At 49.0% G+C, this 12,400-nt stretch carries 10 protein-coding genes and 1 other RNA gene; 7 read left to right on the top strand and 4 right to left on the bottom strand.

The window, feature by feature from the left end; genetic code table 11:
• Together Q0986_RS14685 and Q0986_RS14680 are read left to right on the top strand one after the other, a co-directional pair.
• Nucleotides 1-985 (top strand): ABC transporter ATP-binding protein (locus Q0986_RS14685; protein WP_299411597.1); only part of this gene is annotated, 985 nt, incomplete at its 5' end.
• Nucleotides 986-1,068: 83 nt separating this feature from the next.
• Nucleotides 1,069-1,956 carry an ABC transporter permease gene (locus Q0986_RS14680; protein WP_299411596.1) on the top strand — a complete coding sequence of 296 codons (888 nt, stop codon included), beginning with the start codon at nucleotides 1,069-1,071 and terminating at the stop codon, nucleotides 1,954-1,956.
• A gap of 2 nt (nucleotides 1,957-1,958) precedes the next feature.
• Here the strand turns inward: Q0986_RS14680 and Q0986_RS14675 are convergent, their stop codons facing one another.
• Nucleotides 1,959-2,270 carry a hypothetical protein gene (locus tag Q0986_RS14675; protein WP_299411594.1) on the bottom strand — a complete coding sequence of 104 codons (312 nt, stop codon included), beginning with the start codon at nucleotides 2,268-2,270 and terminating at the stop codon, nucleotides 1,959-1,961.
• 288 nt (nucleotides 2,271-2,558) lie between these two features.
• Here Q0986_RS14675 and Q0986_RS14670 point away from each other — a divergent pair, with 288 nt between their 5' ends.
• Nucleotides 2,559-3,734 carry an SAM-dependent methyltransferase gene (locus tag Q0986_RS14670; protein ID WP_299411592.1) on the top strand — a complete coding sequence of 392 codons (1,176 nt, stop codon included), beginning with the start codon at nucleotides 2,559-2,561 and terminating at the stop codon, nucleotides 3,732-3,734.
• A gap of 13 nt (nucleotides 3,735-3,747) precedes the next feature.
• On the opposite strand, the gene Q0986_RS14665 is transcribed toward Q0986_RS14670, so the two are convergent.
• Both Q0986_RS14665 and Q0986_RS14660 read right to left on the bottom strand, forming a co-directional pair.
• Nucleotides 3,748-5,697, bottom strand: coding sequence for a tetratricopeptide repeat protein (locus tag Q0986_RS14665; RefSeq protein ID WP_299411590.1), 1,950 nt, complete (start codon nucleotides 5,695-5,697; stop codon nucleotides 3,748-3,750).
• A 199-nt stretch (nucleotides 5,698-5,896) separates the two neighbouring features.
• Nucleotides 5,897-6,886, bottom strand: coding sequence for a glycosyltransferase (locus Q0986_RS14660; protein WP_299411588.1), 990 nt, complete (start codon nucleotides 6,884-6,886; stop codon nucleotides 5,897-5,899).
• A gap of 101 nt (nucleotides 6,887-6,987) precedes the next feature.
• On the opposite strand from Q0986_RS14660, the gene nusB reads away from it, so the two are divergent.
• The 4 genes from nusB (at nucleotide 6,988) to Q0986_RS14640 (ending at nucleotide 12,016) form a co-directional block, all read left to right on the top strand.
• Nucleotides 6,988-7,605, top strand: a complete 618-nt coding sequence (gene nusB, locus Q0986_RS14655; RefSeq protein ID WP_299411586.1) for a transcription antitermination factor NusB — start codon at nucleotides 6,988-6,990, stop codon at nucleotides 7,603-7,605.
• 56 nt (nucleotides 7,606-7,661) lie between these two features.
• Entirely contained in the window at nucleotides 7,662-9,131 is a 1,470-nt protein-coding gene (gene ftsY / locus Q0986_RS14650; protein WP_299411584.1) for a signal recognition particle-docking protein FtsY, read from the top strand.
• A 421-nt stretch (nucleotides 9,132-9,552) separates the two neighbouring features.
• On the top strand, nucleotides 9,553-10,977 hold the full coding sequence (locus Q0986_RS14645) for a PP2C family protein-serine/threonine phosphatase (RefSeq protein WP_299411582.1): 1,425 nt from the start codon (nucleotides 9,553-9,555) through the stop codon (nucleotides 10,975-10,977).
• 118 nt (nucleotides 10,978-11,095) lie between these two features.
• Entirely contained in the window at nucleotides 11,096-12,016 is a 921-nt protein-coding gene (locus tag Q0986_RS14640) for a DUF4349 domain-containing protein (RefSeq protein WP_299411580.1), read from the top strand.
• A gap of 88 nt (nucleotides 12,017-12,104) precedes the next feature.
• Here Q0986_RS14640 and ssrA read toward each other — a convergent pair.
• Nucleotides 12,105-12,400, bottom strand: a transfer-messenger RNA (tmRNA) gene (ssrA, locus tag Q0986_RS14635); the annotation flags it as partial.

Genomic DNA, 12,400 nt, shown 5'->3' with positions numbered 1-12,400 from the left:
ATCCTACGGCAAGGTTGAAGCAGTTAAAGATGTCTCCTTTCAAATTCAACCGGGAGAGATTTTTGGCTTGCTAGGACCGAATGGTGCCGGTAAAACCACAACTTTGCGTTGTCTATGCAGCTTGGCCACACCTGACAGTGGCATGATTGAAGTGAATGGGGTCTCGGTACAAACCTATCCCAGAGCGGCCCGCCAATTATTGGGATATATTGCCCAAGAAGTCGCGTTGGATAAAGTCCTAACTGGCCGTGAGTTGCTACAGCTGCAAGCGGCCCTCTATCACCTGCCTGCCAAAACGATTGCCAACCAGGTGGAAAAAGTGTTGACCCTCCTGGATTTACAAAATTGGGCCGATACTAAAACGGGAACCTATTCTGGCGGTATCCGTAAACGGCTTGATCTGGCAGCTGGGTTGCTACATGAACCCGCTGTTTTGGTATTAGATGAACCTACCGTAGGGTTAGATATTGAGAGTCGAGTCGTCATCTGGGACTTTCTCCAAGAGCTACGAGAACGGGGCACGACGATTCTGATCACCAGTCATTATTTGGAAGAAATCGATGCCTTGGCCGATCGCGTCGCCATTATTGATCAGGGCACGGTGATTGCTGAAGGGGCTCCCACGGAACTTAAAGACCAGGTCGGCGGCGATCGAGTCACTCTGAAGATTCGAGAATTCACTTCTGAACAAGAGGCCCAACAGGCCCAAGCTATGACCACTGCCTTGCCCTTTGTCCAAGATGTGATTATTAACCCGGCCCAAGGCAACTCCTTGAATATGGTGGTGTCTTCCCAAGGAGATGCCCTGTTGAGTATTCAATCGGCCCTGAAAGAGGCTGGGTTGCCGATTTTTAGTATTGCCCAAGCCCGTCCAAGTTTGGATGATGTGTATCTGGCTGCCACGGGGCGAACCTTGTTGGATGCGGAGATGGCGGCTGCGGGCACGCGCGATCGCAAAAAAGAACGCAAAGAAAATATGCGGTAGTCCACGATCGATTAGGATCAAAGGGCTGCCTGTGGATCCTACATTTCACCTGAATCTAGATACCCAACTTTTAAAATTTTGTTATGACCATCACCTCTGCTAATGCCAATTCAATCGCTGACTCAGGCGTGCAAACTGATTTATTAACCACACCGGGGATTATCTCTGGCGAGTTTTTACAAGAAACCGTGGCCTTAACCCGTCGCCTTTTTATTCAGCTCAAGCGACGGCCCACCACGTTAATTGCAGGCATTATTCAGCCCTTGATGTGGTTGGTCCTCTTTGGCGCTCTCTTCAAAAATGTCCCGGAAGGCTTATTTGGCACGAGTCAAAGCTATGGCCAGTTTCTAAGTGCAGGCGTCATTGTGTTTACGGCCTTTAGCGGTGCCTTAAATGCAGGGCTTCCCGTGATGTTCGACCGGGAATTTGGATTTTTGAATCGGCTATTGGTGGCGCCATTGGCGTCCCGATTTTCAATTGTGATGGCATCGGCGATCTTTATCACCACCCTCAGCCTGATCCAAACGCTGGCGATTATGGCCTTGAGCTTCTTGATGGGAGCGGGCTTACCCAATGCATTAGGCTTAGCCATCGTGGCCCTGATCGTGTTGCTGTTGGTGTTAGGGGTGACGGCTCTAAGTTTGGGTCTGTCCTTTGCCTTACCCGGTCATATCGAGCTGATTGCCGTTATTTTTGTCACGAACTTACCGCTTTTGTTTGCGAGCACGGCTTTAGTGCCCTTGGCCTTTATGCCCACTTGGCTACAGGTTGTGGCCAGCTTGAATCCGCTGAGCTTTGCCATTGAGCCTATTCGTTACCTCTACCTACACAATGACTGGAGTTTTACGAGCGTTGTGATGGAGGCCCCTTGGGGCTCTGTCAGCTTGGGAGGGTCTTTGTTACTGCTGTTTGGGTTTGATGCGATCGCACTTCTGAGTATTCAAAAACTTCTCTATCGCCGTCTCAGCTAATCTCAATTCTTGCGTTTTTGGAGCTGGTGTTGTGGAGGGAATCTATCCCAATTCTCCAGCTCTTTTTCATTGAGTTTGGTCTGCTCATCAATTTGGAGAATTTCTTCCGCATCCTGCAAGGGTCTGCGGTTGAGCAGTTTAATTTCTCGCTCTAATTGCCGATGACCAGCTTGGAAAAATTCTTCTGCCGCATTGTTAATCGCAAAGAAGTCTGACGGAATCGTGGGCATTGCCGTTGCAGGTGCTGCCAGCAGCCAGAGCAAACACCCTACACTTGCTGATAATTGACCGATTTGAGTCTTGTGGATCAACATTGCGTCATACCGTTGTGCATGGCAACAGGTCGTCAGATTGTAGAATTTTGTCTTATCTCTAATCTAACTGCTTTCAAAAATCTCTGTTTTTTGACAGAGGAGACTGGTGCATCGCAAAAAGCATAAGGCGATCAACAGAGTGGCTACACTCACTTCACGACCAGGAATTTCAGGACTCTTTTTAGCATGGTCACGCATTTCCTGAACCAGCGATCTCTAAAATCACCAAGGACCCCTATTTTGACCCGCCAAACTCCAGTTTCCTCTAACTCAGTTCTTTTTCAACGAATGGCAGACCATATCCAGGCTGCACCTCAACAGCAGATGACCTTTGCTGAGTTTATGGAGTGGGTTCTGTATGACCCCGACCAGGGCTACTACGCGACCAACCAAGTGCAAATTGGGGTGGCGGGTGATTTCTTTACCTCTCCCCATTTATGTCCTGACTTTGGTGAATTACTAGCTGAACAATTTTTGGATATGTGGGTGACGATGGGACAACCCACACCCTTTACGTTGGTTGAGATGGGTGCAGGTCAAGGATTAGTGGCTGCCGATGTGCTGAAGTACCTAGCGACCCGCAAACAGCCTGCCGATTTATCGGATCGCTATACAGACTTTTGGGCTGCTTTACAATACATCATTGTGGAAAAAGCAGAAGGCTTAATCGCGGCACAACAGCAATTGCTAAAGCCTTTTCAGTTTGCGCCTCATAAAGTGCAATGGATGGGGTTTGAGCAGCTTCCTGAGACTGGGATAGTGGGCTGTTTCTTTTCTAATGAACTGGTTGATGCGCTGCCCGTTCATGCATTTGTTGTCCAGGATGGCGCCTTGCAAGAAGTGTTTGTGACAGTTGATGCAGCGTCCAGATCTTTTACCGAGGTGATTTCAACCCCATCGACTGACCGCTTAGCTGAGTATTTAGCTTGGCAAGACATCGATATTGGGACAGGGTATGGAGATGGGTATCGAAGTGAGATTAATTTAGCGGCACTGGATTGGTTAGAGACGGTTTCTCAAAAGCTAAAACGGGGATATGTACTCACGATTGATTATGGCTACTTAGCCCCGCAATATTACAGCCCACAGCGGCAACAGGGCACATTGCAATGCTTTCGACAGCATGGTGCTCATCAAGATCCCTATGCCTATCTTGGTGCCCAAGATATTACGGCTCACGTTAACTTTTCGGCCTTAGAGAAACAGGGGTTGGCTTACGGGTTAACGCCAGTGGGCTATACCCAACAAGGGTTGTTTTTAATGGCGTTGGGCCTGGGCGATCGCTTAGTTGCCAATAACAACACGAGTGATATCGCTCAGCTGAATGAGGTGATTCGGCGGCGAGAAACCTTGCAGTCTTTAATCAACCCGCTGGGACTGGGTGGCTTTCAAGTCCTGATTCAAAGTAAAGGGTTAAATGAGCAGGAACAAAGTCAGGTTTTGAAAGGCTTACAAATGCCTTGATGGGCCTGGGTGATTATTGACTCTTGTCTGCAGTCGTGTCTTGCCAACCGAGCTGTACGGCTTGCTGTAACGATAGATCTGCCGCTTCTGTTTGGCCCACTTTTTGCAAGGCTTGGCTGAGGTTCACATAAGACTGAGCTTCGTAGGGAGAGAGCTGGATGGCTCGACGATAGGCTGCGATCGCACCCCCGTATTGCTGCTGTTGCATTAGCACTTTCCCCAGGCTGGTATGGGTTGGCGCTGTTTCTGGTAGGAGCCGTAGCGTTTGATGATACGCTGCGATTGCCTCCTGCGGTTTCTCCTGGAGAACCAGCACATCTCCCCAAGATTGATAAAGATGTAAGTCGGCTAAAGTGGGGCTAATTTCCTGTGCTCGTTTTACATCAATAGGGTTGGCCCCCATCGCATCTTTATGAACGGTGTAGATTATTGCATCATTCCCCATCCGATTAGCCCGATAGGCCGATTGGATAACTTGGGGAGAGATAGCCTTGCTTCGCTGTTGAAAGAATTGAGACGCTGCCGTGATGTCAGCAGGAGTGCCCGTAGCGGTGGCTAAACAATGATGGGCAGCAGAATTTTGGGTATCAATGTCCAACGCTTGGCGGCAATATCGCGCTGCCATTTTAGGTTGTTGGTGGGTCAGTAGCAACCGTCCCAACTGGGTGTAGGCATATACTTTTTTGCTGGATGCTTTTAGCAATATATCCAAGGCTGCTTCGGGGCGCTGTAGCTGGACTAGGGTCTTGGCAACGTCCCTGTTGGCATACGGATTGAGCTGATATTCCTGCTGAAAATAGGTTAAAGCGGTTTCAAACTGACCTTGTTGGAATTGAACCTGACCTAGGCAAGACCATAGGTCTGCCAGCGTTCGATTTTTGGCAGCTGTATCTCGATAGACTGCCAGAAATTGAGGATTGTTGAGAATCTGTTGGGCTTGCTGGCACTGGCTTTCAGCCTGAGCTAGGCGGTTGGACTGGATCAGCTGCTTTGATTGTTTCAGCAAATGCTGGACATAAATCTGTTGGAAGGGGTGATCGGATTGAAAGTACTGCTGCGATACCTCCTTGGCTTCATCCACTTGGTTGTGATCCACTAAAAATTGGATAAAGTCCTGGGCCATCGGTTTTTGGCTGATGGGGTCTATCCGTTCGAGCGCCTTGCGAAATCCTGATTTTGCGGGCTCGATCCGATTCAGTGAGCTGAGACTGACGGCTAATGCTTGATCCGCGTAAGCCTCTTGCATCGGTTGGCTGAGATGTTGACTATCGATTTCAAGCCATTTCAGGTAGGACGCTCGTGCTTCGTCTACGCGGTTGGCGCGAACCAAGGCGTCACCGAGTAATCGGTGATGATAACCTGAGGGGTCCCTGGGCAAGGTCTGGCCAAACGCTATCAGAGCCTGATCTACTTGATTATTTTTAACGAGTACATTACCTAAGTATTCATACATCAACTGATCCGGTTTTGCCGTGATCGCTTGGCGATACGCTTTGATTGCTTCAGGCAACCGTCCTTCAGCCTCTAATGCGAGTCCTAGCCGAAAATGAACTTCTGCTTCCTGCATCGCTTTGGGGGCCTCAGGATAGTCTTTTGTGATGCCCTGGCGGAAGGTTGAAATGGCATCTTCTATCTTGTTCTGTTTCACTAAGGCTTTGCCCCAGCTTTGATAGATGCGCGAAATATTGGAAGGCTTTAAGGCAATGGCTCTTTGATAGTGCCGAATCGCTGTATCGACCTGATTTTCAGCCACCAGAACCAAGCCCAACTGATGATGAGCTTCTGCATCTTTAGGGTTGAGCTTGAGGGCCTGTTCCCACACCTGGGTTTGTTGGATTTTTGCTAACAACCGCTCCACTGGACTGTCTTGTTCATCGGAGTTTTTCACTGTATCCGCAACAGGCTGAGCTGGTGATGGATGAGTCGAAATCAGATGGTAACGAGATAACAGACCAATAGACAATACTCCTAAGCAAGCAAGGGATAGGGCTATCTTCTTTTTCATGGCGATTCAGGGGGGCAACCCTTCCTGAGGGAAGGTCACGGGCACCAAACGATATGAATAGTATCGGTGACTTTGCTGATAAGTTCCGTGATATGGGCCTGAAAGGAAAGTGACACTTATCACGCTGCCAGCGAGGAATCTAAACGTGTCTGATCGATCAAGATACCTTTTTTAGCAGCTTACGCCAGATTGTCTGTAGGCGAAGTTGGGTGATTCGCATCGGTGTGAGCGGCACAATGCCGTCTTGTTGATGGGGTTGAGCGTCAAAGAAAGCGTTAATTTCAGCCAAAATTACCTGCAGTCTGTGCAGAATATTTTCTGTCCGATATTCAGCTAAGACCGCTTCTGACAGACCGACGGTTTTCTCAGACTGCAACACCTGCTGAATCCGCTGCACATCAAATGTGAGAGAGTGCCCTGCAATCTTGTAACAGTTGAATCCTGGATCTAAGTAATCCGACAAACCGCCGTTAATACTCGAAAACACCTGGCAGCCACAGGCCATTGCTTCCATAGGCTGTAACCCAAAGCCTTCACTCACTTTTTGTTGCGCCCAATATTCGGCTGAATCGTAGAGATAGACTTTGGCCCGGTTAAAGAGTTTCGATAAATCTTCGACATAGCTATCGACCACCATGACGTTGCAAACCTGCTGTAATGCTGGAATCAGCTCTTGCAACAGGTAGGTTGAGGATTTCCGGGCTTGGACTAAAACATCAATATCCCGGTCGAGATTCAAATTTTCGAAATTATCCGAAATTTGATTGGGTAAGTAGTACAGCAGAGAATGGGGCGATCGCTGTCCCCAATAGCCCAAGGTATTTCGACTAACGGTGATAATTGGCACCTTGGCAGGGAGGTTAAAGCCATAGCCCGAGCTGTGGGCATGGTAAATCACGTTGTAGTCCCTTAACTGCTGTGCGAGCTGACCCACATCAAAGCCCCAACTAATCACCAAAATGGCTTGTTCGAGGGGCTGATTAAGCAAATCAGCTAAGAAGAGAGTGTCGGGCTCGCGCTGCTTGTAGGTGACCACTTCTGCCGCACAGATCTGCTGGGCCAGTTTTAGGGTTTTTAGCTCTGCCCAGAGGCCACCACAGGCATACTTACCCCCTAATCCCGGAACTAGAAAATATAACTTGCGCATCGCTCAAGCCCGTCGACTAGAGATAAGTGTAAGCCGCCAATGCTGAATTTGAACGTTGAATACTAAGATTAGAGAGTTCTGCACCAAGCCCGGATCTTCCCATGCAACCTCGCCGAATTGCCCGTGAATTGGCACTTTTAAGTATTGGTCAATTGCCTAGCAATTCCGATCGCCTTGCCAACCAAGATTTGCAAGCCGTGATGATTACGGCGGTACGGACCCTGGTGGCGGAAGTCCAGGAGGCGCTGGAAACGGCGAGTGCTGAACTGAAACGAGGTAGCGATCGCATTCTCGATAGCGAACTCAAAGCCATTGATGTGCAGAGTTCACGAGCGATGGTTACCGAAGCCATTGACCTCACCAAAACAGCTGTCAACCGCTTGGGGTTAGCCATTGATTTTCCCGAATTTATTCAGCTCGCTAACCAACAGTCCGTCCGCGACTATACCCTCGATTTGATTGCCGCCGTTCACCACTATCGTGATGACATTGACCAAATCCTAGAAAACTCCTTAGTGGATTGGCAGCTGCATCGGTTGGCTCATATCGATGCCAACTTGCTGCGACTGGCCGTTGCCGAAATGAAGTATTTGGATATTCCCAATCAAGTCGCCATTAACGAATCCGTCGAGCTGGCCAAAAAATATAGTGCTGAAGAGGGTCATCGCTTTATTAATGGCGTTTTGCGCCGGGTAACCCGCCAGATCGCGGTACCTTAAAGATGCGGTAGGTTAAAGTCAGATCAGCCCCCGTTGTGATGCGTTAGGACAAGGTCATGGTTTTCAATTGGTTTCGTCGCCAATTTAATAAGGAAGAAGCCGAAGAGCAAGAGACAGCACCTGCGGTAGAAGCAGAACAAGATCCCTCCACTGCAGAGAGCGGCGACGACGAAACCAGTGGTGAGGAGACGAGTGAAGCGGAAGATTATCGCAGTTGGGCCGAAGCCGCTTTCCAAAAAATCCAAGAGCGACAACACGAAGACACAGCTGCAATCACTGCAGTGGAGACTGATGTAGACACAGAAAACACCTCTACTACTGATGTAGCACCAGCAGCTCCCGATCTAGACGATCCAGAGACAGACTCTGCTTCTACGCCCGACGTAGCACCTGCCACTGCTGAGGCAAAAGAACCGGATGAAGATGTTGCCGAAGCGCCTAAGCCAGCAGAAACACCAACCCCTGTTGCTAAAACGGTGACTCCACCGCCCTCCAAACCGTCTTCTCAACCAGATCTAGCCTTTGATGAAGGGTTTTTATGGTCAGCGGAAGTGTTGGCCGCCCAGGGGCGTCGGCCAGAAGAGGTTTCGGTGGAAGAAATTTCTTGGCTCCAGAAGCTGCGACAAGGACTAGGAAAAACGCGGCGCGGCTTAGCCAACCAGCTCAAATCAGTGGTGGGCCAAGGTCCCTTAAATGCCGATGCAGTGATGGAAATTGAATCGCTGCTTTTACAGGCTGATGTAGGCATTACCGCCACCGATAAATTGATCGAAGCCTTGCAAGAGAAAGTACGAGAAGAAACCCTGCCCCCGGATGCTGCGATCTCATATCTGAAACAGATTATGCAGGATATCCTCGATGCCCCCACCCAACGCGACTATAGCGCCAACTTTGCTCCCAAACGCCAGGGGATGAATATCTGGTTGATGACCGGAGTCAATGGTGCCGGTAAAACCACCACCATCGGCAAGCTCGCCCATATCTCTAAGGAATCGGGCTATTCCTGTTTGATTGCAGCCGCGGATACCTTCCGAGCCGCCGCCGTGGAGCAAGTCAAAGTCTGGGGCCAACGCAGTAATGTTGATGTGATTGCCAATCCTGGCCAAAATACAGACCCCGCCGCCGTTGTCTTTGATGCAATTACCGCTGCCCAAAAACGAGATATTAACCTGTTGCTGGTGGATACTGCCGGACGCTTGCAAAACAAGAAGAACCTGATGGATGAACTGAATAAAGTCCGTCGCATTGTCAGTAAAAAAGCCCCAGATGCCCATATCGAATCGCTTTTGGTCCTAGATGCAACCTTAGGTCAAAACGGTCTACGACAAGCCCAGGTCTTTTCAGAAGCGGCAGAGCTAACCGGCGTCGTACTTACAAAATTAGATGGATCGGCAAAAGGAGGCGTCGCTTTGGCAGTCGTTCAGGAACTCGGACTGCCCATTCGGTTTATTGGGGCGGGGGAAGGTATTTCTGATTTACGCCCTTTCTCTAGCTATGAGTTTGTAGAAGCGCTGCTGAGTACCTAGCCATTTTTTTTCGTCTGGGCGTCGGCGTATTCTCCTATCCTTTCCCGACTAAAAATACGTATCAAAGGATCAATTGTGGCAATCCGACTAGAATTGCGTTATATAAGATTGAAGGAAACAATTGGCATGCGCCTCTTTGTTTCCCCTTTGAGAGTATTTTTATCGTTTTCTTAGTCATTCTTGGCAAATCTCTGATATTTTCTAAAGCTAGCCACCCTTTCTCTCTGTTTTAGCAATGGGTCTAGACTATTCTCCCTAAACGAAAAATCTATCAAGAGATACTGTTCTTGTTCTCAGTTCTCTTTACTTTTCTTTAGTTAAAGTTCAATCCACCATAGGGTTGACAAGAGTGCTAAGCTTACTGAGCATAACTCCCAACACCTGCTCTCCACCTCTGTTGCATAGGCTAATATTTGCCTGTATGTCCCGAGTTCCGGTCCCTAACCAACCCTCCCAGTCCATGGATCTTGACTATCCAGGGATGGCAACTAATGTGGCCACGGTCACGGCTCTCCAGGAACTGGTTTCTCATCTGCGACGTGAGCAGGCGAAAGCTCAAGACTTATTAAGTTCTTTAAGTTTTTCATTAAGGAGCTTTAATAATCTCAATCAGTTTTTAGCGCTGATTCCGCTGATTGTCAGCCGTGTCACCGACGCTGATGCAGCCGCTTTAATTCTGTTTCGTCCCAATGGTCAGATTTCTCTAGAGCAGCTGTACTGCCATGAAGGACAGCAATGTCGCAATATTCGCTTTGCCCTAGAGAAGGTCACCAGCCAGTTCTCTCTCAATGGAGCGTCTACCACTAAACCCACCCTGATTCTAGAACAGCATTTAGAACAGCATCTGGCGTCAGAATATCGGTGGTTTAGCACCGCGATTTTGGTGCGTAATTTTGAGCTACACGAGCGGGGACGGCTTTACCTATTTAGTAGCGACCCAGAGTATGAATGGACCGAAACTCGGCAGAAGCTCGCCCAACTGGTTGCGGATCAGACAGCTGTTGCCATTGAAAATGACACCCTGAACGCTCAATTACGACAGCAAGAGCGCATTACCCGCGAGTTAGAGATTGGGGCAGAAATCCAGGCTCGGTTATTGCCCAATTATTCACCCAATATCGAGGGGGTTGCTTTAGCGGCCACCTGTCAGACGGCGAATCAGGTGGGTGGAGACTACTATGATTTTATTCCGATCTATCGACAGCTTCCGACGCCCCGTCACTATCGACTCAATCAAGCCGATCGCTGGGGTTTAGTGATTGGCGATGTGATGGGCAAAGGGGTCCCAGCAGGGTTGATTATGACCATGACGCGGGGCATCTTGCGGGCCGATGCTTTACATCACCATTCCCCCGCTGAGATTTTGAAAAACCTCAATCAGGTGATGTATGCCGATTTAGAAAACTCGAATCGGTTTGTGACCCTCTTCTATTCAGAGTATGACCCTAAAACCCGTCAACTCAGCTTTAGTAATGCAGCCCATAATCCCCCGTTACTATGGCGAGCCCGTCAGGATGTGATTGAGCGACTGGATACGGATGGAATGTTGATTGGCTTAGATGCCAACACGGACTATCAGGAAGACCAGGTGACCCTAGCCCCTGGCGATACGATTATTTACTACACAGACGGGTTTACCGACGCGGCCAGCCCAAATGGCGATCGCTTCGACGAAGAAAATTTGGTGGCTGCGTTTCAAGAAGCCTGCCACACTTGTCATGGTCCCCAAGCAATTCTCGATCACCTCTTTGAGCGGTTGCAAGACTTTATGGGAGAACGGAATCGGAATAATGATGACGTCACCTTGATTGTCATGCAAATTACGCCCATGCTGTTGACGTTTTAGAATCCCAAGATTGAGCAGTCTATCGATCTGAAGTGGTTGCGTAAATGGTAACTACCTGGGATGTACGTATGGATACGGCCATAATCGTAATATCCACCGTATAGAATTCGTAAGCATCATGGCACAGGATCACAAGCGTTCAGCCTCTCTATGGGGGACTGTGGTAGGGGCAGTTCTGCTAGTGAGTTGTTCAGCCCCTATGAGTGAATCAGCCTCTGACTCAGGAGCGGCACCCCCAGCTGCTCAGTCGGAGCTGGCCAGCTCCACAGACAACACTGTGTCAGCATCGGCGACAGCGGCCACGCCACAGGCAAAACCACAATTGATTAAGCGGGCCAATATGACCCTCAGGGTTGAAAAAGTGACCCCGACGCTCAAAAAAGTTGCTCAAGTGGTTCAGAGTCAGCAAGGCGATGTCGTGGGTCTCCAGGATCAGGTGCCTCCCGATGAATCGATCCGCCATCGGGCTTCAATGGAACTACGCATTCCGCAGGCAAAACTGGAGCCGACACTGGAGCAACTGGCTCAATTAGGAACGGTGCAGAATCGCTCCATTGAAGCGGAAGATGTGTCGAATCAACTGGTTGATTTTCAAGCCCGCTTAAAAAATCTGCGCAAATCGGAAGAGGTCGTCTTAAAAATTATGGATCGATCAGGTTCTGTGGCGGATGTTCTCAAGGTCACCCAAGAACTCAAAACGATTCGTCAAGAGATTGAACAAATTGACGCCCAATTAAAACGCTTACAGAATCAAGTCGCCTATTCCACAGTAAATCTTAGGTTAGAAGCTGCGATCGCAACCACGCCTCCACAAGACTCCTTAGGGGATCGTCTACAAGAGGCCTGGTCTCAATCAACCCATGCGGTGATCAATATCACCTTTAATCTATTGGGCATCCTCGTTTGGCTTTTAGTCTTTCTGCCTTATCTACTGGCCATTGGCTTAGGCATCTTTCTCACTAAGCGGTTGATACAACGCCGTATTCACCCAGCGAATGCCCAACACTCTGCTTCTGAAGTGGACGCTGATGGTCGGTAGCTGAGCTTATATCTAGGGAGATAAAGTGCTAAAACCCTCTGCAAGAGAGGGTTCAGTGGATATCCTTGGATTATATTGAACTGTCTATTAATGGAGCTGACGGGAGTCGAACCCGTGTCCGCCCTAGCTATTAGCTCCCCATTCATTCACAGGCTTAGCTTTTCTAATCCTCAAAGCGGGAATCGTCACTTATCCCGGACGATGGGATGCTCTATCGAAAGTCTTAACAAAAAGGGCCAACAGAGAAACCCTAGTTGTGCATCCGTTGGGGTTTATCCATAGACCTTAACGGAGTCAATCTACAGATGCTCAAACCAAGTTAGGTTTTTTTAGGCAACAGCAGTAGCCGTGCGCTGACGAGCGAAAGATACGATGTTGTTCGCA

The sequence above is a fragment of the Acaryochloris sp. IP29b_bin.148 genome (assembly GCF_028285565.1).
Lineage (GTDB): Bacteria > Cyanobacteriota > Cyanobacteriia > Thermosynechococcales > Thermosynechococcaceae > Acaryochloris.
Note: the sequence above shows the minus strand (reverse complement) of the source record. Positions and strands in the feature narration are given on the sequence as shown.

Excerpts from the sequence above, each read along its gene's own strand:
- Q0986_RS14680 (WP_299411596.1), top strand. The coding sequence starts at position 1,069 with ATGACCATCACCTCTGCTAATGCCAATTCAATCGCTGACTCAGGCGTG.
- Q0986_RS14675 (WP_299411594.1), bottom strand. The coding sequence starts at position 2,270 with ATGTTGATCCACAAGACTCAAATCGGTCAATTATCAGCAAGTGTAGGG.
- Q0986_RS14670 (WP_299411592.1), top strand. The coding sequence starts at position 2,559 with ATGGCAGACCATATCCAGGCTGCACCTCAACAGCAGATGACCTTTGCT.
- Q0986_RS14660 (WP_299411588.1), bottom strand. The coding sequence starts at position 6,886 with ATGCGCAAGTTATATTTTCTAGTTCCGGGATTAGGGGGTAAGTATGCC.
- nusB (WP_299411586.1), top strand. The coding sequence starts at position 6,988 with ATGCAACCTCGCCGAATTGCCCGTGAATTGGCACTTTTAAGTATTGGT.
- ftsY (WP_299411584.1), top strand. The coding sequence starts at position 7,662 with ATGGTTTTCAATTGGTTTCGTCGCCAATTTAATAAGGAAGAAGCCGAA.
- Q0986_RS14645 (WP_299411582.1), top strand. The coding sequence starts at position 9,553 with ATGTCCCGAGTTCCGGTCCCTAACCAACCCTCCCAGTCCATGGATCTT.
- Q0986_RS14640 (WP_299411580.1), top strand. The coding sequence starts at position 11,096 with ATGGCACAGGATCACAAGCGTTCAGCCTCTCTATGGGGGACTGTGGTA.